Origin of the sequence: Providencia vermicola (genome assembly GCF_020381325.1) — a bacterium.
Classification (GTDB): domain Bacteria; phylum Pseudomonadota; class Gammaproteobacteria; order Enterobacterales; family Enterobacteriaceae; genus Providencia; species Providencia vermicola.
In genome coordinates this window covers 383,385-405,584 of record NZ_JAGSPI010000003.1, presented here as the reverse complement: position 1 = coordinate 405,584, position 22,200 = coordinate 383,385, and the positions used below count along the sequence as shown (strand labels likewise).

The 22,200-nt window shown below is 42.6% G+C and carries 19 protein-coding genes; 14 read left to right on the top strand and 5 right to left on the bottom strand.

Going from position 1 to position 22,200, the window contains the following annotated elements; translation table 11 throughout:
* Positions 1-37 precede the first annotated feature (37 nt).
* The 11 genes from hutI (at position 38) to KDJ85_RS06500 (ending at position 12,114) form a co-directional block, all read left to right on the top strand.
* On the top strand, positions 38-1,276 hold the full coding sequence (gene hutI, locus KDJ85_RS06550) for an imidazolonepropionase (RefSeq protein WP_225818955.1): 1,239 nt from the start codon (positions 38-40) through the stop codon (positions 1,274-1,276).
* 301 nt (positions 1,277-1,577) lie between these two features.
* Positions 1,578-2,309 carry a histidine utilization repressor gene (hutC, locus tag KDJ85_RS06545; protein WP_225818954.1) on the top strand — a complete coding sequence of 244 codons (732 nt, stop codon included), beginning with the start codon at positions 1,578-1,580 and terminating at the stop codon, positions 2,307-2,309.
* A gap of 290 nt (positions 2,310-2,599) precedes the next feature.
* The gene (hutU, locus tag KDJ85_RS06540) at positions 2,600-4,315 is read left to right on the top strand and encodes a urocanate hydratase (protein ID WP_225818953.1); all 1,716 of its coding nucleotides are present in this window, start codon (positions 2,600-2,602) and stop codon (positions 4,313-4,315) included.
* Between the two features lie 12 nt (positions 4,316-4,327).
* Entirely contained in the window at positions 4,328-5,860 is a 1,533-nt protein-coding gene (gene hutH / locus KDJ85_RS06535; protein WP_225818952.1) for a histidine ammonia-lyase, read from the top strand.
* A 90-nt stretch (positions 5,861-5,950) separates the two neighbouring features.
* Positions 5,951-7,342 (top strand): amino acid permease, encoded by a 1,392-nt coding sequence (locus tag KDJ85_RS06530; protein WP_225818951.1) that lies wholly within the window; start codon positions 5,951-5,953, stop codon positions 7,340-7,342.
* A 212-nt stretch (positions 7,343-7,554) separates the two neighbouring features.
* The gene (gene prmB / locus KDJ85_RS06525; RefSeq protein WP_225818950.1) at positions 7,555-8,487 is read left to right on the top strand and encodes a 50S ribosomal protein L3 N(5)-glutamine methyltransferase; all 933 of its coding nucleotides are present in this window, start codon (positions 7,555-7,557) and stop codon (positions 8,485-8,487) included.
* A 113-nt stretch (positions 8,488-8,600) separates the two neighbouring features.
* Positions 8,601-9,689: a chorismate synthase gene (gene aroC, locus KDJ85_RS06520; RefSeq protein ID WP_225818949.1), complete on the top strand. Its 1,089-nt coding sequence runs from the start codon at positions 8,601-8,603 to the stop codon at positions 9,687-9,689.
* A 167-nt stretch (positions 9,690-9,856) separates the two neighbouring features.
* Positions 9,857-10,660, top strand: coding sequence for a TSUP family transporter (locus KDJ85_RS06515; protein ID WP_225818948.1), 804 nt, complete (start codon positions 9,857-9,859; stop codon positions 10,658-10,660).
* Positions 10,661-10,677: 17 nt separating this feature from the next.
* Complete coding sequence (locus KDJ85_RS06510) at positions 10,678-11,226, top strand: elongation factor P hydroxylase (protein WP_225818947.1); 549 nt, start codon at positions 10,678-10,680, stop codon at positions 11,224-11,226.
* A 27-nt stretch (positions 11,227-11,253) separates the two neighbouring features.
* Positions 11,254-11,526 (top strand): YfcL family protein, encoded by a 273-nt coding sequence (locus tag KDJ85_RS06505; protein ID WP_047756281.1) that lies wholly within the window; start codon positions 11,254-11,256, stop codon positions 11,524-11,526.
* Positions 11,527-11,598: 72 nt separating this feature from the next.
* Positions 11,599-12,114 carry a GNAT family N-acetyltransferase gene (locus tag KDJ85_RS06500; RefSeq protein ID WP_225818946.1) on the top strand — a complete coding sequence of 172 codons (516 nt, stop codon included), beginning with the start codon at positions 11,599-11,601 and terminating at the stop codon, positions 12,112-12,114.
* A gap of 36 nt (positions 12,115-12,150) precedes the next feature.
* On the opposite strand, the gene mnmC is transcribed toward KDJ85_RS06500, so the two are convergent.
* Complete coding sequence (gene mnmC, locus KDJ85_RS06495) at positions 12,151-14,190, bottom strand: bifunctional tRNA (5-methylaminomethyl-2-thiouridine)(34)-methyltransferase MnmC2/FAD-dependent 5-carboxymethylaminomethyl-2-thiouridine(34) oxidoreductase MnmC1 (RefSeq protein ID WP_225818945.1); 2,040 nt, start codon at positions 14,188-14,190, stop codon at positions 12,151-12,153.
* A 202-nt stretch (positions 14,191-14,392) separates the two neighbouring features.
* Between mnmC and fabB the strand changes: the two genes are divergently transcribed.
* Complete coding sequence (gene fabB, locus KDJ85_RS06490; protein ID WP_225818944.1) at positions 14,393-15,607, top strand: beta-ketoacyl-ACP synthase I; 1,215 nt, start codon at positions 14,393-14,395, stop codon at positions 15,605-15,607.
* 272 nt (positions 15,608-15,879) lie between these two features.
* On the opposite strand, the gene KDJ85_RS06485 is transcribed toward fabB, so the two are convergent.
* The 4 genes from KDJ85_RS06485 to KDJ85_RS06470 all read right to left on the bottom strand — a co-directional run bounded on the left by KDJ85_RS06485 (position 15,880) and on the right by KDJ85_RS06470 (position 19,788).
* The gene (locus KDJ85_RS06485; protein ID WP_225818943.1) at positions 15,880-16,341 is read right to left on the bottom strand and encodes a hypothetical protein; all 462 of its coding nucleotides are present in this window, start codon (positions 16,339-16,341) and stop codon (positions 15,880-15,882) included.
* A 509-nt stretch (positions 16,342-16,850) separates the two neighbouring features.
* Positions 16,851-18,359, bottom strand: coding sequence for a tripartite tricarboxylate transporter permease (locus KDJ85_RS06480; RefSeq protein ID WP_225818942.1), 1,509 nt, complete (start codon positions 18,357-18,359; stop codon positions 16,851-16,853).
* Between the two features lie 11 nt (positions 18,360-18,370).
* Complete coding sequence (locus tag KDJ85_RS06475) at positions 18,371-18,802, bottom strand: tripartite tricarboxylate transporter TctB family protein (protein WP_206082388.1); 432 nt, start codon at positions 18,800-18,802, stop codon at positions 18,371-18,373.
* An 11-nt stretch (positions 18,803-18,813) separates the two neighbouring features.
* The gene (locus KDJ85_RS06470; RefSeq protein ID WP_206082387.1) at positions 18,814-19,788 is read right to left on the bottom strand and encodes a Bug family tripartite tricarboxylate transporter substrate binding protein; all 975 of its coding nucleotides are present in this window, start codon (positions 19,786-19,788) and stop codon (positions 18,814-18,816) included.
* A gap of 312 nt (positions 19,789-20,100) precedes the next feature.
* On the opposite strand from KDJ85_RS06470, the gene tctD reads away from it, so the two are divergent.
* The gene (gene tctD, locus KDJ85_RS06465; RefSeq protein WP_206082386.1) at positions 20,101-20,769 is read left to right on the top strand and encodes a transcriptional regulator TctD; all 669 of its coding nucleotides are present in this window, start codon (positions 20,101-20,103) and stop codon (positions 20,767-20,769) included.
* The gene (locus KDJ85_RS06460) at positions 20,766-22,196 is read left to right on the top strand and encodes a sensor histidine kinase (RefSeq protein WP_225818941.1); all 1,431 of its coding nucleotides are present in this window, start codon (positions 20,766-20,768) and stop codon (positions 22,194-22,196) included. The genes tctD and KDJ85_RS06460 overlap by 4 nt, the downstream gene beginning before the upstream one ends.
* Positions 22,197-22,200 lie beyond the last annotated feature (4 nt).

Below are 22,200 nucleotides of genomic sequence, written 5' to 3'. Positions count from 1 at the left end.
ACTAATAAATCAACTTGCTACGACAATAGGAAAACTGATGCTATTTAAAACGCTGCCACAAGATGTGATCTGGCGTCATGGTCGTATTGCGACAATGGATTCAGATCGAATTGGGCCTTATGGGCTTATCGAAAATCATGACCTTGTCGTTCGTGATAATCAAATTATTGCAATTTTACCGCCAGAGAAAATTGAACAAAACCAATGTCAGATTATTGATGTAAAAGGGAAGTTAATTACTCCAGGATTAATTGATTGCCATACCCATTTAGTTTTTGGCGGTGACCGTGCTACTGAGTGGGAGCAGCGTATGAATGGTGTTTCATATGAAACCATCAGTGCACAGGGCGGGGGAATTAACTCAACAGTTCGTGCAACTAGGCAAATGAGCGAAGCTGAGTTATTTGAAAAAGCACAACCAAGGTTAGATGTATTAATTCGTGAAGGCGTAACGAGCATTGAAATGAAATCAGGTTATGGCCTTGATTATCAAAACGAAGAAAAGCAATTACGAGTCGCAAAAAGATTACTTGCAGAATATCCTATTTCTATTTCTTCAACTTTGCTATCCGCTCATACGGTGCCGCCCGAATTTAAAGAAAAACCTGATGAATATATTGACCTTATTTGTCAAAAAATCATGCCAGAACTATGGAATAAAGGGTTATTTGATGCTGTTGATGTATTTTGTGAAAGTGTGGGCTTTTCTCTTAAGCAAAGTGAAAAATTATTTGCGGCTGCCCAACAATTAGGGATCCCTGTTAAAGGCCATGTTGAGCAGTTATCTAATCTTGGCGGTAGTGAGTTAGTGGCACGCTACCATGGTTTATCGGTTGACCATATTGAATACTTAGATTTGGCTGGAGTTAAAGCGCTTAAAGAAAGTGGGACAGTGGCTGTGTTGTTACCTGGTGCATTTTATTTCTTACGGGAAACGAAGTTACCACCGATTGACTTATTACGTGAACATCAAGTACCAATGGCAATATCAACGGATTTTAATCCAGGAACAAGTCCATTTGCATCATTACGTTTGATCATGAACATGGCAGCGGTATTATTTAAATTAACCCCAGAAGAAATATGGGCTGGAGTGACGCGCCATGCGGCAAAAGCTTTAGGTAAAGGGCACACTCATGGCCAGTTAAAAGTTGGGTTTACCGCAGATTTTATCGTTTGGAATGCCAAAGAACCTGTAGAGATGATTTATGAACAGGGCAGTAATCCGATGCATATGCGTGTCTATCAAGGGCAAATTACACACCATAACCAATAATATTGATAACCGTTAGCATAAAAAAAGACATTTAAATTGGCGTGATAATCGCCATAATTAATTAATAAAGTTCTTATTGCCGTATATAGTGTAAGTGGCCACTATATACGGCAGTATTTTGTTTTCTGTTTTTTATTAAGCATCATTGTTTAATTACACAATTAACGCGTTTTAAATATGATGGATTTTATTCGCGACTGTCAGGATGACGATATCCGATAGCACTAAGGCCGTGTTGCGTAATGAAGATTAAAACAGCATACGCACATTCAAGATTTTAATGACTAATTTGGAATGAACAGTGACAGCCGAACAAAAAAATAAACAAGGAACGCCAGTTCCACTCTATTTGCAAGTTAAGCAATCCATTATTGAAAAAATACACACTGCAAAGTGGCGTGCAAATGATCGTATTCCCTCTGAATCTGAACTTGTTTCTCAATTTCAATGTAGCCGAATGACGGCTAACCGTGCTTTAAGAGAATTAACTGCGGAAGGATTACTTGTTCGTTTACAGGGGGTTGGAACATTTGTTGCTGAACCGAAAGGGCAGTCTGCATTATTTGAAATTCACAGTATTGAAGCGGAAATTATTGCAAGAAACCATAAATACAGCTGTCGGATTATTAAATTAGAAGAAATACAGGCGTCAACATCACTAGCAAGTGAACTGAATATTCCTCCGGAAACCCCAGTATTCCACTCGATTATTATACATATGGAAAATGATGTTCCAGTTCAAATTGAAGACCGTTACGTCAATGCGTTGGCTGCACCTGACTACCTTAAGCAAAATTTTTTAGCCATCACGCCCCATGATTACTTATCTCAAGTAGCGCCACTGACTCAAGGTGAGCATATCGTTGAAGCGGTTGAGGCAGACGAGCGCTCAGCGAAGTTGTTACAAATCAATGCGGGGGCATCTTGTTTGCTGATTACTCGTCGTACATGGTCACAAGCATTTATTGTTACCAGTACTAAATTATTGTTTCCTGGAAACCGTTATAAACTTAAAGGTAGCTTTTCTTCCTAACACCATTATTTATAAACGGAATTTTACTTAAGGTGATTTTCCGTTTTGCCATTCTCTAAATATCATTCCCCTTTTTTGTTTTCGACTAATTCAGTGTAAACGTATTGTGAAATAAATGTGATCTCACTGGCAAATTTAGAAGAAAAAAACAGCGGTTATAAAAAAAGCAGAATACCTATCTCAATGTTTTATCAAACGAAAAATCCTTTTTATATCAAATTTTTTTAATTTTTATGTTAAAAAATGGATTGATCATACATGTCTATACAACTATATCTATATAAACATGAATGGTATCCAATGATTCAATAAAAGAGGGTATACAAGTGACTGCACTAAACAATAAATACAGAAATATCGAAATTAGAGCACCGCACGGAAATACATTAACGGCAAAAAGTTGGCTGACGGAAGCACCACTGCGTATGTTAATGAATAACCTTGACCCTGATGTTGCTGAAAACCCCCATGAGCTGGTGGTGTATGGCGGAATTGGTCGCGCTGCACGTAATTGGCAATGTTATGACCAGATTATTGAATCACTAAAACAACTTGAAAATGATGAAACGTTGCTTGTGCAATCAGGTAAACCCGTTGGTGTATTTAAAACCCATTCGAACGCGCCACGGGTATTAATTGCGAATTCAAACTTAGTCCCACACTGGGCAAATTGGGAGCATTTCAACGAGCTCGATGCTAAAGGTTTAGCGATGTACGGGCAAATGACCGCGGGAAGTTGGATTTACATCGGTAGCCAAGGGATCGTACAAGGCACATATGAAACGTTTGTAGAAGCTGCTCGCCAGCATTTTAAGGGAGATTTAACGGGGCGCTGGGTATTAACTGCAGGGCTAGGTGGTATGGGGGGCGCTCAGCCATTAGCCGCCACATTAGCGGGAGCTTGTTCACTTAATATTGAATGCCAACAAAGCCGCATCGATTTTCGCTTAAGAACTCACTATGTTGACGAGCAAGCTATTGATCTTGATGACGCACTTGCTCGTATTAAAAAATATACTGCCCAAGGTAAAGCTATTTCTATTGCACTGTGTGCAAATGCTGCGGAAGTCCTGCCTGAACTGGTTAAACGCGGTGTGAAACCAGACATGGTGACCGACCAAACCAGCGCCCATGACCCATTAAATGGTTATTTACCCGTTGGAATGACATGGGATGAATACCGCGAGCAAAGCGTAAAAGACCCGCAAGGTACCGCGCTTGCCGCGAAAAAATCCATGGCTGAACATGTTAAAGCCATGTTGGCGTTTAAAAAGCAAGGTATTCCAACGTTTGATTATGGCAATAATATTCGCCAAATGGCACTGGAAATGGGCGTCGAAAATGCATTTGATTTCCCTGGTTTTGTTCCCGCTTATATTCGCCCGTTATTTTGTCGTGGAATTGGCCCATTCCGCTGGGTTGCTTTGTCGGGAGATCCTGAAGATATTTATAAAACAGATGCCAAAGTTAAAGAATTACTGCCAGATGACAAACACTTACACCGTTGGCTAGATATGGCACGTGAGCGTATTAGCTTCCAAGGGTTACCTGCGCGTATCTGTTGGGTTGGGTTGGGGGATAGAGCAAAACTCGGCTTAGCATTTAATGAGATGGTCAGAAGTGGTGAGGTTTCAGCGCCAATCGTGATTGGTCGTGACCATTTAGACTCAGGCTCAGTTGCTAGCCCTAATCGTGAAACTGAATCCATGAAAGATGGCTCTGATGCGGTATCAGATTGGCCACTACTCAATGCGTTATTGAACACTGCAAGTGGTGCGACGTGGGTATCATTGCACCACGGTGGCGGTGTGGGGATGGGCTTTTCACAACATTCAGGTGTGGTCATTGTGTGCGATGGCACTGATGAAGCCGCTGAGCGGATTGCCAGAGTGCTTCACAATGACCCTGCTACAGGCGTTATGCGTCATGCTGATGCAGGATATGACATTGCAATTGATTGCGCGAAAGAAAAAAACCTTAACTTACCTATGATTAAAGCTCGATAAGGAGTGCCATTAATGACTAAATTAACGATCCATCCAGGAAAAATGACACTCGATGAGTTACGTATTGTTTTCCAACAAGCGGTGACGATTTCTCTTGATAAACGTGCACAAACTGCAATTGAGAAAAGCGTTGCAACCGTCAATAAAATCATTGCGGAAGATAAAACTGCATATGGTATCAATACTGGATTTGGTTTACTGGCAAACACCCGTATTGCCACGAAAGATTTGCAGTCGTTACAACGTTCTATTGTGATGTCCCATGCCGCAGGGGTTGGTGACCCACTCGATGATGAACTTGTTCGTTTAATTATGGTTTTAAAGATTAATAGCTTAGCGAGAGGGTTTTCGGGTATTCGCCTGGAAGTCATTAATGCACTGATAGCATTGGTCAACGCACAAGTTTATCCATTCATTCCTGCTAAAGGTTCCGTTGGCGCTTCTGGGGATTTAGCTCCTTTAGCACATATGAGCTTGATTTTATTAGGAGAAGGTAAAGCACGCTTTGAAGGTAAATGGATTTCAGCGAAGAAAGCGCTGGAAAAAGCTGGACTGACCCCATTGAAGTTAGAAGCGAAAGAAGGTTTAGCGTTATTAAATGGTACTCAAGTCTCAACGGCATTTGCACTTAAGGGATTGTTTGAGGCGGAAAAATTACTACTTTCGGGTATTGTCTGTGGTGCATTAAGTGTTGAAGCAACATTAGGCTCTCGCAAGCCATTTGATTCTCGAGTGCAAGAGGTTCGAGGGCAAAAAGGGCAAATTGATGTGGCAGCATTGTTCCGTGAAATTTTATCGCCAACAAGTGAATTAGCCAAATCACACGAAAACTGCGTAAAAGTACAAGACCCATATTCGCTACGCTGTCAACCGCAAGTGATGGGGGCGTGTTTAACGCAAATTCGTCAAGCGGCAGAAGTGATTCTTATTGAGTCGAATGCAGTGTCAGATAATCCACTGGTCTTTACAGATAACGGTGACATTATTTCTGGTGGGAACTTCCACGCAGAGCCTGTAGCAATGGCTTCGGATAATATTGCGCTTGCATTGGCTGAAATTGGTGCGCTGTCAGAACGCCGTATTGCGTTATTGATGGATACGCATATGTCCCAGTTACCCCCATTCCTTGTGAATAATGGCGGTGTGAATTCAGGCTTTATGATTGCGCAGGTTACAGCTGCGGCGTTAGCCAGTGAAAATAAAGCGTTAGCTCATCCTTCTAGCGTTGATAGCTTACCAACCTCGGCAAATCAGGAAGACCATGTTTCGATGGCACCTGCGGCTGGGCGTCGTTTATGGGAAATGGCGAAAAACGTTACGGGTATTCTAGCGATAGAGTGGTTATCTGCTTGTCAGGGAATGGATTTTAGAGAAGGATTAAAATCGAGTGAGGCCCTTGAAAAGGCACGCAAAACACTGCGTGAACAAGTGGCTTACTATGATAAGGATCGCTATTTTGCCCCTGATATTGAAGCGGCAATTAACCTCATTAATCAACACAAACTCTCAACACTGTTTACGGTAGGGACAATCTTCCCTAAATAGCACATCAAGCAAATAAAAGGTGGCCGACAATGTATCGGCCGCCTGAAGTATTTATCTGCACGACTAATAAAATAATACGAAGGATAAATCATGCAAAGCACATCACAACTTGCGCGAGGGCTTTCTGCGCGCCACATCCGATTTATGGCTCTTGGTTCTGCGATTGGTACAGGGCTATTTTACGGTTCAGCAAAAGCGATTGAAACTGCAGGTCCGGCGGTCCTGCTGGCATATATCATCGGCGGCGCTGCTGTATTTATGGTCATGCGAGCACTCGGTGAAATGGCCGTTCATCGCCCACTTGCGGGCTCTTTTTCCCAGTATGCAAGTCACTATTTAGGGGCTAGGGCGGGCTTTTTTGCTGGCTGGACCTATGTATTTGAAATGCTAATCGTCTGCCTCGCAGATGTCACAGCGTTTGGCGTGTATATGAAACTGTGGTTTCCAGAAGTTGAACAATGGATTTGGGTTCTGAGCATTATATTTTTTATTGGTGCGATTAACTTATGCCACGTAAAAACGTTTGGGGAAATGGAGTTTTGGCTTTCCATCATCAAAGTAGTGGCAATTATCGCGATGATTGTGGGCGGTGCAGCAATCATGTTGTTTGGCTTTGGTCAGGCTGCAGATCATGCGGTGGGGGTATCTAACTTATTTATTCATGATGGGTTTATGCCAAATGGAATAGGGGGAGTGATTGCGTCATTTGCTGTGGTAATGTTTGCGTTCGGGGGAATTGAGGTCATTGGTATTACAGCAAGTGAAGCGAAAAACCCTGAAACGACGATCCCAAGAGCGATTAACGCCGTACCAATTCGCATCTTACTCTTTTATGTCCTGACCTTATTTGTGTTGATGTGTATTTACCCGTGGAACCAAATTGGTCAACAAGGTAGCCCATTCGTCCAAATATTTGATAGTTTAGGGATCCAATCCGCAGCAAATATTTTGAATGTGGTGGTGATCACTGCTGCGATATCAGCGATCAATAGCGATATTTTTGGTGCAGGGCGCATGATGTATGGGATGGCGCATGAAGGGCAAGCCCCAAAAGCATTCACTAAGCTAACAAAAAATGGTGTGCCATGGATGACCGTACTTGTTATGGTGGTTGTACTGCTAGTGGGCGTCGTCTTGAATTATGTCATTCCTGATGATGTGTTTGTCGTGATTGCATCTATTGCGACATTTGCCACCATTTGGGTGTGGCTGATGATTTTACTGTCACAATTTGCGATGCGCAAAAAAATGTCTCCTGAAGAAATTAGCAAATTGAAATTCCCTGTACCGATGTGGCCTGTTGCACCAATCCTCGCGATTGCTTTTATGGTATTTATCTTTGGCGTGCTTGGTTATTTCGAAAGCACTCGAATTGCCTTATATGTCGGTATTGTTTGGCTGGCGTTATTAACTATCGCTTATGCGTTATGGGTTAAAAAGCCGGCAAAAGAAACTAAAGACCTCCTCCAAAGTGAAAATTAATCTCGCTATTTTTCTCTGATTGTTTTGGTACCTTCATTCATGCCCTTTAATAACGTAAAGGGCATTTTTGCATCAAATCGCTATGCAAAGATGCGGTTAGGTTACTTTGTTAAGTATTTTATTACATTAATCTGCTGATTTGTCTTTCACTTCGTGGCAAACTTTAGTAATTCATATATTCCTTTTCAAAAATCACGCTGGAGAAACCCTTCTTGGAAAAGATCTTCGTTGATGAAGCTGTCGCAGAACTTCATACCATTCAGGATATTTTACGTTGGACAATGAGCCGCTTTAATGCCGCCAATGTATATTATGGCCACGGTACTGATAATCCGTGGGATGAGGCGCTGCAATTAGTGTTGCCAACGCTTTATTTACCTTTAGATCTGCCAGATGAACTTCTCACATCGCGTTTAACGCCAACTGAGCGCCACCGTATCATTGAGCGTGTTTTGCGCCGAATTAATGACCGAATTCCAGTAGCGTACCTAACAAATCGTTCATGGTTCTGTGGTCATGAGTTTTATGTGGATGAGCGCGTGCTGATCCCTCGTTCACCAATTGGTGAGCTTATTAATAACCACTTTGTTGGGTTATTAGCAGATGAACCACAAACGATTTTAGATTTGTGCACGGGCAGCGGCTGTATTGCCATTGCGTGTGCTTACGAATTTCCTGATGCAGAAGTGGACGCCGTTGATATTTCGAGTGATGTTCTCGCGGTTGCCGAGGAAAATATCGCTAATCATGGTTTAGAGCACCGTGTTGTCCCTATTCGTTCAGATTTATTCCGTGATATGCCTGAGGTGAAATATGACCTCATCGTCACGAATCCTCCGTACGTAGATGCAGAGGACATGGATGACTTACCTGAAGAGTTCCGTGTTGAGCCAGAATTGGCCCTAGCCGCAGGAAGCGATGGTCTGAAACTGGTTCGTCGAATTTTGGCGAATGCACCGCGTTTCCTTACTGAAGAAGGCATTTTAGTCTGCGAAGTGGGTAATAGTATGGTGCATCTCATTGAACAATACCCTGAAATTCCATTTATTTGGTTAGATTTCGAATTCGGTGGTGATGGCGTATTTATGTTAACGCGTGAGCAGCTTGTTGAGCATCATGCCCATTTTGATTTATACATTGATTAATCAATAGTTGCACGATGGGTTAGGATCGGGTAATCAATAAGAGCAACATAACGACATCATAATTATTAACCACATTCTTGGTATTCAAGAACGGCTTAAAATAGGAAACTCCGATGGCTGGAAATTCAATTGGGCAACTGTTTCGTGTGACGACATTTGGTGAGTCACATGGCGTGGCATTAGGTTGCATCGTCGATGGCGTACCTCCGGGGTTAGCACTGACAGAAGCTGATTTACAAATCGATTTAGACCGTCGTCGCCCAGGTACATCACGCTATACAACAGCACGCCGTGAACCCGATCAGGTCAAAATTCTTTCAGGTGTATTTAATGGCATAACAACGGGGACAAGCATTGGTCTATTGATTGAAAATACGGACCAACGTTCCCAAGACTATGGTGCGATTAAAGATGTCTTCAGACCAGGGCATGCGGATTACACCTATGAGCAAAAATATGGCCAGCGTGATTATCGAGGTGGTGGGCGTTCATCTGCTCGTGAAACGGCAATGCGCGTGGCTGCAGGAGCAATTGCGAAAAAATACCTGCAAGAAAAATTAGGTATTCAAATTCGTGGGTGTTTAACCCAAATGGGCCCTGTTGAGTGCGAAATTAAAGATTGGTCCATCGTTGAAGAGAACCCATTCTTTTGCCCTGATCCGAATAAATTAGATGCCCTTGATGAGTTACTGCGTGGGTTGAAAAAAGAAGGTGACTCTATCGGTGCCAAAATCACTGTTGTTGCAGAGCACGTTCCCGCTGGATTAGGTGAACCCGTTTTTGACCGCTTAGATGCGGATATTGCTCATGCATTAATGAGCATTAATGCAGTTAAAGGCGTGGAAATTGGTGATGGCTTTGGCGTTATTGGGCTTAAAGGCAGTGAAAACCGTGATGAAATTACCCGCTCAGGTTTTACATCTAACCATGCAGGGGGAATTTTAGGGGGGATTAGCAGCAGCCAACCCATTATAGCCCATATTGCCTTAAAACCGACATCGAGCATTACAGTTTCAGGTAAAACATTAAATCGTGATGGTGAAGAAGTGGAGATGATCACGAAAGGTCGCCATGACCCTTGTGTAGGCATTCGCGCTGTGCCTATCGCAGAAGCGATGCTGGCGATTGTGCTAATGGATCATTACTTGCGTCACCGCGGCCAGTGTGCTGATGTAACTCCTGCTATGCAACCATTTGAATAATACTAAAAAGTAGTTAATGTTATAGAAAGAGCGAAGCGGTTAGTCGCTCTTTTAATATGAAGGTTTGGATGACGCCTCCTTAAAAATACTTCATCTGGGTTGTGATATTGCAACGCAAGGTTGCGATAGATTACGTATCAACATCATTTCTCATTTTGGATTGAAAAATGGATTGGCTGACCGCCGTTGCACCCGAAGTTTATGCTTTACTTTTCTTTGTTGCACTTTTCGCTGGATTTATCGATTCCATTGCGGGTGGGGGCGGTTTATTAACAATCCCAGCGCTGCTATCCGTGGGGATCACCCCTGTTGAAGCGTTAGCAACCAATAAGCTCCAAGCGGTTGGGGGTTCCTTTTCTTCCACCTTGTATTTTGTCAGGCGTAAAGCGATTGACCTACGTGAGCAAATTTTTCCCTTCATCATGACAATGATCGGGGCGATGCTCGGTGCGATTGTTATTCAAATGATTGATACCGCCTTCCTAAAACAATTACTTCCAGTATTAGTTATCTGTGTTGGACTCTATTTTTTATTAACTCCATCAATCGGTGTACAAGATAGACAGCAACGTTTCAGTATGCCATTTTTTGGCGTTGCCATCGGTATGACTCTGGGCTTCTATGATGGGGCTTTTGGGCCAGGTACGGGGTCATTTTTGGCATTAGGCTATGTGTTATTGCTCGGCTATAATCTGGCCAAAGCGACTGCCCATGCTAAATTACTTAATTTTGCCTCCAATTTTGGTTCTTTAGTATTCTTTATTATCGGAGGTCATGTTCTTTGGGTGCTTGGTTTTGTTATGCTGGCGGGCCAAATGATCGGTGCGCGGTTAGGTGCCCGTTTGGTATTAACTAAAGGACAAAAACTGATCAGGCCAATGATTGTGGTGATTTCGTTGTTAATGAGTATTAAGTTACTCCACGATAGCCATGGTGATGTCATAAAAGCTTGGTTTCTCTCATTATTTTAAGATGATTTAAATTATTCATGAGTAAATATAATTATCAGGACTTGATTGATATTTTTGATGGATGCTTTGGTGAAACCTATAACACCAAACTGGTAAAAGGGGACGATGAGCCTATTTATTTACCAGCAGATGAGGCCGTTCCTTATCATCAAATTGTGTTCGCCCATGGTTTTTTTACCAGTGGGCTACATGAGATTTCTCATTGGTGTATTGCAGGGGAAACAAGACGTCAACAAGTGGATTACGGCTATTGGTATTGTCCAGATGGGCGTGATGAAAAAACACAATGTGAGTTTGAAGTCGTTGAAATTAAACCTCAAGCTCTTGATTGGTTGTTTTGTGTTGCGGTGGGAATTCCTTTTAATGTCAGTTGCGATAATTTAGAAGGGGATTTTGAACCCGATCGCATTGCATTTATGCGTAAAGTTCATGCACAAGTGATGATTTATTTGCAAAATGGCATTCCTGAGCGCCCATTACGCTTTATTAATGCGTTACAATCGTTTTACAATACGCCTCCACTTTGTGCAGAAGACTTCCCGTACCCGGAAGATATTTTTGCCTAATTGACTCACCTAAAGTAAGGATTAAGCATGCTTGCGGATTTAGAAACACGCATACTGACAAAAATTGATGATATGGTTGAACACGCTAGCGATGATGAACTATTCGCAGGCGGTTACCTGCGTGGTCACTTAACCCTTGCTGTGGCTGAGCTTGAAGAAGAAAATGAAACTAGCTCAGAAGCGCTGTATCAACGCGTAGAAGACAGCATTCAAACCGCCATTAAAGCGGGTGAGTTAACACCCCCTGACCAAATATTGGTTCTAGGTATGTGGAAAAACTTATTAAATAACGCAATTTAATTTTCTGTGTTATGAATTGAAAGCGGGGATGCCCGCTTTTTTGTTAGCTAAATTTTGTGATGAGTAAAAATTATGGCGCATATTCGCTTAGCGATACCGACAGATGCCAAACACCTTCCTGCCGTTGAAGCCTCTGCTGGTCAGGCATTCACGAGTATCGAAAAATATAAATGGCTTGCTGAAGGTGATGGACAGACGCAGCAAGACCACCTTGAGTTCATCGCAGAGCAATTAGAATGGGTGGCAGTGAATGATAGTGGTGAGCCGATTGGTTTCATCAATGCTGAAAACCATCATGATAGCCTGCATATTTGTGAGGTTTCTGTCAGCCAGCAATGGCAAGGGCAGGGGCTAGGTAAACAATTGATCAAACAGGTTCTGGATGCGGCTCGAGCTCGTAATATCATGGCTGTGACCTTGACCACTTGCCGCGATGTACCTTGGAATGCCCCTTATTACCAGCGATTAGGTTTCGAAATACTGAATGAAAGCGAGTTAACCGAAGTCCTGCGTGATATTTTGCAATATGAAATCAACGCAGGGTTCGCTGCAAAAGACCGTTGTGCAATGGTGATTAAACTGACCTAAATCAGGCATCGTATTTCTGATGCTGCCAGTTGATTGTTAGTACGGTATTTTTACAGGGCGACCTAACCGTAATTTCCTCACCCAAAAGCGGTTAGGGTTTAATTCAGCCAAGGTTTCATCATCCAATGGTAAAGGTTGGCCAAAAATCTGCGAGGCAAGAATTTCTGCACACAATGGGGCGGTCGAGAGTCCCCTTGAGCCTAAGGCACCAAAAATATACAAGTTTTGGTAAACAGGGGCATCATCAATTGGCTGATTATTGGCAATTCTTGTCTGCAAATCATGATAAGCCGCTAAATGTTGGTCATAATGTGGCACATTTCCCAAAAGTGGAAAATGGTCACGTATAACGCAACGAATACCTTGGCGTGATTGTTGGTGTGAAATATCAATCTCATGAGGCCATGAAACATCAGGTAAGTTATCAATGAGCTTTTGGCGGTTAGCTTGCTGCTCTTCTTCGTTATAATCTAAATCAAGGTGACCCCGTTGATAACTGGCACCTAAGCAATGTTGTTTTCCGGTATTGTCCGCGGGGGTTAAATAACCTTCAAAACACAACACATTTTTAAGTTTTTGTAAGGTAGGGGTCGTTGGAATATGGCTAACTTGCCCCCGGACAGGGTTAATGGGTAAATTAACGGTTTGTGAATATTGGCGTAGTTTATGACCATTAGCAATAATGACGGTAGAGTGTACACGTGTTAGCTCTTTTTTTTCAGAAGTGCTTATTTGTAATTTCCAGAGATTATTGGCTTGTTCTAATGCCGTGACGTTATGATTAAAATAAAATTGAACGCCACTATTTTTCAAGTAGCAATATAGCCCTTCACAGAGCTCAGCAGGACATAACCAGCCACCTGATGGATAATGAATACCATCGTGATTGACATCAACACCACAAATATCATTAAGCTGCTGATGGGTTTTACCCACAGCAAAATCTTCAGGCCAATTGCTGCCTAACATACCTGCAATTTTATGGGCAACTTTTTCGTTATAGGCCAATTGAGTAACACCGCACCACTGACCATCAAAGGGAATGCCCATAGTTTCAAGCTGATGATAAAAGCGTTTGGCAAAGGGGAAAGCACTCACAAAAAAACGTTCGAGCGGGTCATTTACACCCGTGAGTAGCGGGTAAATAGCCCCTTGGCGATTACCCGAAGCATTTTGGGCAACGTCAGTGTCTTGGCAATACAATGAGACCTTGGCACCACGTCTCATGAGTGAGTACGCTGCTGTTAAGCTGGCAAGCCCCCCTCCAATAATAGCAACATCATTTGGGTTATCTGCGGGGTATCTTTTGCTCCAAGGTGCGGTGTGTTGGTGATTGTTTTCGGCTAATACCCCAGTTAGCATTTCTCGTTTTTGCCCAAATCCTTTGACTTTTTTCAGTGTAAACCCAGCTTGTTGTAATCCTCGCTTAACAAAACCGGCTACGGTAAATGTGGCAAAGGTCGCGTCTTTTCGTGCAAGTTTTGCCATTGTAGCGAACAAGTGTTCGCTCCACATTTGTGGGTTTTTAGACGGTGCAAAACCATCAAGAAACCAAGCATCTATCTTATTGTTTAAATTGTCTTTAAGAAGAGATATTTGCTCATTAACATCACCAAACCACAAATCTAATGTGATATTGCCATTTTCCAAAATAATTCTTTGATTACCTGCTAATGCTGGTGGCCAGTTTTCACATAATGCTGATGATAATGCTGAAAGCTCAGGCCAACAGCGATGCGCGGCAATTAAGTCTGTTTTTGTCAGGGGAAATTGCTCAAAGCTAATGAAATGCAGTCGCTTGAGAGCTGATTGTGGGTTTTGCGCTTTGAACTGTATAAAAGACTGCCATAAAACGAGAAAATTCAAACCAGTACCAAATCCTGTCTCTGCAATTACACAGGTTTCATCAGAATGTGTCTTGAAACGCTCAGGAAAATGATTTCCTTGTAAAAAAACATGGCGGGACTCTTCTAACCCATTTTGGTTAGAGAAATAGATATCTGCAAATTGCTCAGACATGGGAGTGCCTTCATCATTCCAGCTAAGGCGTGCGGTTTGTACTGTGCTCTTTTTCACAATAAAGCCTATGATCACTAAATAATGGCTAAATTTTAACGCTGATAGCGATGTAAGGCTACTGTCATAAAAAAGTGTTATTACTCCATTAGAGAAAAAAATACAAAAATTTACCCTGATCGGACTTGTTCAGCGTACAAGTGTAAGCTAAAGTGACACCCTGTAATCCCGCAATCATATAATTATAGACATGAGGTAACGAATGAAGCGTGCAGTCATCACTGGTCTAGGTATTGTTTCCAGCCTTGGTAATAACCAGGAAGAAGTACTGGCTTCTCTGAAGGAAGGTCGTTCCGGGATCACTTTCTCAGAAGAATTCAAAGAGGCAGGGCTACGTAGCCATGTCTGGGGTAATGTCAAAAATTTAGATCCTAAAGACCTGATTGACCGTAAAATGTATCGTTTTATGAGTGATTGCTCCGCGTATGCTTACTTGTCTATGGAACAGGCGATTGCGGATTCAGGTTTAACTGAAGAACAAGTTTCGAATTTACGCACAGGTATTGTTGTCGGCTCTGGTGGTGGTTCTCCACGCAACCAAGTTGCAGGTTCCGACGGTATGCGTGCTAAAGGTTTACGCGGCGTGGGTCCCTATATGGTAACCCGTGCAATGGCATCGGGTATTTCTGCTTGCTTAGCAACACCGTTTAAAATTAAGGGTGTAAACTATTCAATCAGCTCTGCTTGTTCTACATCTGCGCACTGTATCGGCCATGCCGTTGAATTAATTCAATTGGGCAAACAGGATGTTATTTTTGCAGGTGGTGGCGAAGAGCTGAGCTGGGAAATGACCTGTGAGTTTGACGCAATGGGTGCATTGTCTACCAAGTACAATGAAACCCCAGATAAAGCCTCAAGAACTTATGATAAAGACCGTGATGGTTTCGTTATCGCAGGTGGCGGTGGTATTGTTGTTGTTGAAGAGTTAGAGCATGCATTAGCGCGTGGTGCGCATATTTACGCTGAAATCGTGGGCTATGGTGCAACATCTGACGGTGCTGACATGGTTGCTCCATCGGGTGAAGGCGCAGTCCGTTGTATGCAAATGGCAATGCAAGGTATTGATAAAATTGATTATATCAATACTCACGGTACTTCAACGCCAGTCGGTGATACTAAAGAATTAGAAGCTATCCAAGAAGTGTTTGGCGAACACTCTCCTGCTATCTCTGCAACGAAAGCCATGAGCGGTCACTCACTGGGTGCAGCGGGTGTACACGAAGCAATTTATAGCTTGTTAATGTTAGAGCACGGCTTTATTGCGCCAAGTATTAACGTTGAAAACTTAGATGAAAAAGCGGCAGGCTTGAATATTGTCACTAAGCCAACAGAACAAGCGTTGAATACAGTAATGTCAAATAGCTTCGGTTTTGGTGGAACTAACGCCACATTAGTGATGAGCAAATATAAAGCGTAATTTATATCGTTCATCCAAGTGAATTATTGATAAGCGAGGTCTTTGGATCTCGCTTTTTTATTTTATAAAACAATATATTGCCGCCTCTTTTTTTGAAAAACGCTCTTTGTTTGGTGGGCTATAAATACTGCTCATGTTTATTATTAAGACAAGGAATGTAGATGAGTTTTTCTTTAGTTGGTCATCATCATGCCAGATAATAGAATCAAATTAAGGTTTGATTTTTAGGGGAAACAAAATAAATGGCAGTATGATTTTCTGCCATTTTTTCATTAATCACCGCCACCCCCATCTCCTCCGCCAGAATCTGATGAAGAACAGTCTGAGCTTGAATTATCATTCGAACAAAAACTGCTACTTGTACGGTGGTTATCATCATTGGATGAATGGTCATAATAAGGAGGAACATAACTTGAGTTTGAATGGCTGGAGTTGGTTTGTTTAGCTGTATCTTTCACATTCTTGCGTACTTCAAAAATTTGGCTCTTCCCTTTTGCCCAGCCAATAGTCACTGAACTGGTATTTTTTCTCACGCTGACATGCAGCATTTTCCCGCAATAAATAAACATTTTTCCAAATGATTTTATTTGAATATAACCACTGTCTTTTTCAGTGATGATAACGGGATTTTGGCTGTGGATCACGTAAGTTTCATCGTACACCTCAACAGTGCGAATATGCGCTAACGGTTTGGGCTTGATATTAAATAGAACAAAAAATAATCTATCAAACATAAGGCTTATTATTTTGATGAATGGAGTTTATAAGCTAATTGATGCATGTTATTTCGCCAATCGTCTTTGTCTGATTAAACATTTACAGCTAATGATTCGAATAATAAAACCTCACTTTATGACATTATTATTATTGAGTGAATGCAATAATATTCGCGTAAATAAAGTTAACCAAGGGGCTAATATGGATTTCACTCGATGCAAAATTTGGAAAAATGACTTAAAGATTTTAGGTAGTGCTTTAATAAACAGCATTAAAAGCCTGTTCATTACAAAAATTAAATGCGTATCTAACAACAATAAGCGGTTTCCGTTGTTGATTAAACATCAAAAAGAACCATTATCCATGCCAATACCAGCGTCAAAATACGTCTATTATGGTGAAGGCACACATGATAGAAATGTGATATTACTGAGTTACACAAAGCTTCCTGTCAATTGATAAGTAAAAAAATGCCCCGAAAGCAACCTGGGGCAAAGTTTTACAGAGAAGGTACTCGCAGGGCGAGCTAAGAGAGAGCGTGTGGCTGTTTACGTTTACGAATTCGTTTAATTATTGGTGGCAGTACGAGGACTAACACCGCAAGGATTAATAAGCTTTGTGAAATGGTACTGCTCCAGAGGATATCGAAATTACCATTGCTGATAGATAACGAACGGCGCAGGTTTTGCTCCAACATTTCACCGAGTACAAAGCCTAAAATCAGCGGGGAAAGGGGGAAGTTCATTTTCCGCAAAATAAAGCCAAATACCCCAAGCCCCATCATCAACAGTAAGTCAAATGTGGTGCTGTGAACCGCATAAACACCCACCGCAGAAACACAAGCGATGGCAGGAACTAAAAACCACAAGGGCACAGTTAACATACGGGTGAATAAGCCAATTAACGGAATATTCATAATTAGCAGTACAACGTTGGCAATCAGTAGGGCGGCAATCAACCCCCAGACGATGTCAGGTTGTTCAGTGAACATGCCAGGCCCCGGTGTGATGTTATACAGGGTTAATGCGCCCATCATGACGGCGGTTGTCCCTGAACCTGGTACCCCAAGGGTTAACATCGGAATGAACGAACCACACGCAGAAGCGTTATTGGCAGCCTCCGGTGCGGCAACTCCTCGCACATCTCCATTACCAAAGTCACCTTTTTCACCACTGATTTTTTTCTCAGTCATGTAAGTGATGGCACTGGCAATCGTGGCACCAGCGCCAGGTAATACCCCAACGAAGAAACCAATAAATGACGAGCGCAGGGCAGGGCCAGCACAGGCTTTGGCTTCTTTACGGTTAAACAACATTCGGCCTGTTTTACGAATTAGGCCTTGCCCAGTCGCCGTGCTTTCTAACATCAATAGAATTTCACTGACAGAAAACAAGCCAATCACGACAACGATAAATTGCACGCCATCCGATAAATGCACGCTATCAAATGTAAAACGGTATTCCCCAGAGTTGGCATCTACCCCAACAGTGGCAAGAGACAAACCAATTAGCGCAGCAAGTAGCGATTTAATTGGGTTTTGGCTCATCATGCTACCTAGGCAGGCGATGGCAAATACCATCAATGCAAAGTATTCGGCTGGCCCAAAGGCGAGTGACCACTGGGCAAGTAGTGGGGCGAACAAAATGATACCGACGATGGCAATGGTTGAACCAATAAAGGAACTGACAGCGGAAATCGACAGTGCCACGCCACCGCGACCTTGTTTTGCCATCGGGTAACCATCTAACGTGGTCATTATCGCGGCGGCATCACCAGGTACATTCAGTAAAATAGAGGAGATTCGCCCGCCATATTCACAACCTAAATAAACGGTGGCGAGCAAGATCAGTGCAGACTCGGCAGGGAGCTTCAAGGCAAAGGCCAGTGGCAGCAAAATCGCCACGCCATTAATGGGGCCTAAACCAGGTAACATACCTACTACGGTACCAATAAAGCAGCCTATCAAGGCAATCAAGATATTTTGAGGAACAAGGGCAACCTCAAAACCTTGCGATAGATACATCCAAGTTTCCATGTTGTCGCTCCTTAACTCAGTAGGCTGCCAATGGGCAGAGTCACATCCAACAGCTTATCAAAGGCATAGAAGAGAAAAATGCCAAGAATAGGCCCCGAAATCACGGCAGCGATGGGGGTTGCGCCAAATAACAGCGCGACACTGATGGTCAATAAACTGGTGGCGATTGGAAAACCAAGCCACTCAAACGCCCATGCATAAATCACTAAGGATAAAATTAATAGAGCAAGGCGGCGCAGTACATAAGGTTTCGGCCACTCAACGGCTTCTTGCTTACCAAACAGCAAGGCAAGCGCACAAATCGCCATTAAGGAGAGTATGGCAACCGGAAATGGGCGGGGGCCCAATGGTTCATAAGAAAACTCACTTTGGATCCCCCAGCCAATATAAATTCCGATGACACACAATATCAGCCAAACTAGGGCAAATATGCGTTGGCTCATCGTCGGCTCCGTTATTTGGCTAAACCAAATGCACGGGCTTGCTCACGATATTGCTCGATTTCTTTTTTCACATAGCTATCGAGTTCTTGCCCCGTTAAGTTGTATTCAAATAACCCGCGCAGTTCGCGTTGCTTTTTGAATTCGTCGGTTTGTTGCAGTTTTTGGAATGCTTCAACCCATTGGTTGTAATCTGCATCGGAAACTTTTGGCCCCATATAGAACCCGCGAATAATCGGCCAAACAATGTCATAGCCTTGTTCTTTTGCGGTTGGAATATCCGCTAAACCGTCACCAAGACGTTTGTCTGCATACACGGCAAGAATGCGAATTTTTCCTTCATTGATATACGGGGTCATTTCGCTGATATCCCCCGATAACACTTGAATATGGTTACCTAATAATGCGGTTAAGGTTTCCCCACCGCCTTCAAAGGCGACATAGCGCATTTTTCGCGGGTCAATATCAATGGCTTTAGCGAGTAACGCAGTTTTCATCCAGTCTTGGCTTCCAATAGAGCCGCCTGCACCAAAGACAATGCTATTGGGGTCTTTTTTAAAGGTATCCATTAAATCCTTTAGGGATTTATACGGGGAGTCAGCACGAACGGCTATCATGCCGTAATCGCTGCCCACACTGGCAAGCCAACGAACATCATTTTCGTTATAGCGACCAAATTTACCTTGAGCGAGATTGAGTAACGAACCGCCAGAAAAAGCGACAATCGTACCTGGTTCAGCAGGGCGCTGTGCCACGATGGCATTGTAGGCAACCGCACCAATTCCGCCAGGCATGTAGGTCACTCGCATCGGTTTTTCAATTTCTTTGGTTTCCAACATGGAAACTTGGACGAGCTTACAAGTTAAATCAAACCCACCCCCTGGTTTAGCAGGGGCGATACATTCAGTCCGTTCTGGGAGTGCGGCTGCTGAGTTCATACCAACTAAAAATATTGCTGTTGCTAAGGTGTTTAATGTGAACTTTTTCATTCTTTATTTCCTTACTAAGCCAATAATTAGAGGAACAACTTGTAGATTTCTTATTGTGTTTGCGAGCTCATGATTGGCCGAGGAAGCTTTCATTTACCTTTCATTAACAAATAATATTATTTTTATGTGATATATATCAGATTGTTTTATCTTTTTGCTTCTTTGTTATGTTAATTTAATGTTAATTTGACGTTATTCACTTAATTGCAACGTTATAGTTGTGATGAATACAGTAAAAATGATGACAACTGCTTTTCATTCATGGTGGAGAATGCCAACGTATACTGATAAGTAATAATAATGAGTGTGCGTATGAGAATTTTATTGGTTGAAGATCATGATGAATTGTCGTTGTGGTTACAAAAGGCTTTAACATCGTCAGGTTTTGCTGTGGATGTTGCGCCTGATGGTGCGATTGCGGATCAGCTGTTACAGACAGAAAATTATACTTTAGTTGTTCTGGATGTATCACTCCCACGAATGAGTGGGCTTGAAGTCTTGGCGCAAATGCGCAAACGTCACCAAGAAACGCCAGTTTTACTGTTAACGGCAAACTCTGATGTGGCAGATCGCGTGCAGGGATTGAATGCAGGGGCGGATGATTACCTCACCAAACCGTTTGATATCGCTGAGCTAGAAGCGCGAATTCGTGCACTTTTAAGGCGCAGCCAAGGGCAGGTTAATGAACCTCAGCGTTTTGGTTCGTTGTGTTACCACGAGGAAGGTTATTTTTTATTGCGTCAAGAGCCATTAGGGCTTACGCCAAGGGAATATGCGGTGTTAAACACTTTATTCCATCGACGAGGGCGTCCTGTTTCAAAAACACAACTATTTGAGCAGGTTTTTTCGTTGTCAGATGAAGCCAATTTACAAAGTATTGAATTATATGTGCACCGCGTGAGAAAAAAATTAGCGGGTTCAGATGTTAATATCAATACGTTACGCGGATTGGGATACCGACTAGAGCAGTGTAGTGTATGAAATTAGTCTCTCATCCACGCTCTCTCTTTCATCAGTTGCTGCTCTTTTTCGGTATCCCGCTCATTTTATTGGGTAGTTTTTCAGTTTATACCCACTATTATAGTGCGAAATATGCCGCGAATTTGGCCTACGATCGCACGCTTTTGGCTTCAGCAAGAACGGTTGCGGAAAGATTACAAGTCATTGATAATCATCTATCGGTGAGTGTACCTTATGTTGTTCTCGACAGTTTTGAATTGAACAATAACGACAGAATTTTTTACCAAGTGATTTCCCCCGATGGTGAAACTATTTCGGGTTATGATGACCTACCTCCCATTCCCCCTTATTGGATGCGTTCTCAGCATTATACTGCATTGGTTTATTTCTATGATGCTGAATATAAAGGTTTACCTATTCGGATTGCGACATTTTTTCAGCCTATTAATGAAGGTGGGATCACGGGAATGGTGGAAATTCGCGTGGCAGAAACGGTCTATTCACGGCAAGACTTAGCTAATCAATTATTAATATCGGCATTAATGAGCCAAGGAACAGTGGTGTTTTTAACTCTGTTACTTGCCTATATCTTATTAAGTAAGCTGTTGACACCCTTAAAGAAACTATCAAATTTGATGTTAGGGCGTTCAGCAAATGATTTGACGCCATTACCTGATTTATTGCCATGGTCTGATTTATCACCATTAATTGAGGCGCTCAACCGCTATATTTCACGGTTAAAACGCATGGTTAGGCGGCAAGAACGCTTTAGTGCAGATGCTTCTCATCAGTTAAAAACCCCACTGACGGTGTTAAAAACACAGGTGTCTGTTGCCATTAATAGCGGTGATGAAAGTCAACGGCAACAAAGTTTACAAGCGATTAATCAAACATTGGATAGCACCATTGTACTGACAGATAGGCTTTTGCAACTGTCCCGCTTAAAAGCGCATGAAAAATCGGCCGTTAGCCAATACAGGGCGATTAACTTAGTGGAGATTGTTCATCAGGCATGTTTTACCCGACTCGGCCAAGCAGAAAGTCAGCGAATTGACTTAGGCTATGAAGGTCTTGATACCGCTTGGATTAAAGGCGAACCTATTTTGCTAGCCGAGATGTGCGCCAATTTAATTGATAATGCGATTAAATATACCCCTGAAGGCGGTGTGGTGACGGTGCGTGTAGTGAATGATGAAAGCACTCAGAAGCTTGTTTTAGAAGTTGAGGATTCAGGCCCTGGTATCCCTGATGCGAAAATTAGCCGTTCTATGGAGGCGTTTACGCGGTTAAATAATGCATTGGGTAAAGAGGGAGCAGGGCTTGGCTTGGCACTGGTAAAGGATATCGCCAGTTACCACGATTCTGAACCGCAATTGCTTAAAAGTGAATTATTGGGTGGGTTGCTTGTACGTATTGCTTTTACAGCGAGTCATGCGCCAACTCGTTAAAAAA

Bases quoted from the DNA above. Each gene is read 5' to 3' on its own strand.
- hutI (WP_225818955.1), top strand. From the start codon at position 38: ATGCTATTTAAAACGCTGCCACAAGATGTGATCTGGCGTCATGGTCGT.
- hutU (WP_225818953.1), top strand. From the start codon at position 2,600: ATGGTATCCAATGATTCAATAAAAGAGGGTATACAAGTGACTGCACTA.
- hutH (WP_225818952.1), top strand. From the start codon at position 4,328: ATGACTAAATTAACGATCCATCCAGGAAAAATGACACTCGATGAGTTA.
- KDJ85_RS06530 (WP_225818951.1), top strand. From the start codon at position 5,951: ATGCAAAGCACATCACAACTTGCGCGAGGGCTTTCTGCGCGCCACATC.
- aroC (WP_225818949.1), top strand. From the start codon at position 8,601: ATGGCTGGAAATTCAATTGGGCAACTGTTTCGTGTGACGACATTTGGT.
- KDJ85_RS06515 (WP_225818948.1), top strand. From the start codon at position 9,857: ATGGATTGGCTGACCGCCGTTGCACCCGAAGTTTATGCTTTACTTTTC.
- KDJ85_RS06510 (WP_225818947.1), top strand. From the start codon at position 10,678: ATGAGTAAATATAATTATCAGGACTTGATTGATATTTTTGATGGATGC.
- KDJ85_RS06505 (WP_047756281.1), top strand. From the start codon at position 11,254: ATGCTTGCGGATTTAGAAACACGCATACTGACAAAAATTGATGATATG.
- KDJ85_RS06500 (WP_225818946.1), top strand. From the start codon at position 11,599: ATGGCGCATATTCGCTTAGCGATACCGACAGATGCCAAACACCTTCCT.
- fabB (WP_225818944.1), top strand. From the start codon at position 14,393: ATGAAGCGTGCAGTCATCACTGGTCTAGGTATTGTTTCCAGCCTTGGT.
- KDJ85_RS06485 (WP_225818943.1), bottom strand. From the start codon at position 16,341: ATGTTTGATAGATTATTTTTTGTTCTATTTAATATCAAGCCCAAACCG.
- KDJ85_RS06480 (WP_225818942.1), bottom strand. From the start codon at position 18,359: ATGGAAACTTGGATGTATCTATCGCAAGGTTTTGAGGTTGCCCTTGTT.
- KDJ85_RS06475 (WP_206082388.1), bottom strand. From the start codon at position 18,802: ATGAGCCAACGCATATTTGCCCTAGTTTGGCTGATATTGTGTGTCATC.
- KDJ85_RS06470 (WP_206082387.1), bottom strand. From the start codon at position 19,788: ATGAAAAAGTTCACATTAAACACCTTAGCAACAGCAATATTTTTAGTT.
- tctD (WP_206082386.1), top strand. From the start codon at position 20,101: ATGAGAATTTTATTGGTTGAAGATCATGATGAATTGTCGTTGTGGTTA.
- KDJ85_RS06460 (WP_225818941.1), top strand. From the start codon at position 20,766: ATGAAATTAGTCTCTCATCCACGCTCTCTCTTTCATCAGTTGCTGCTC.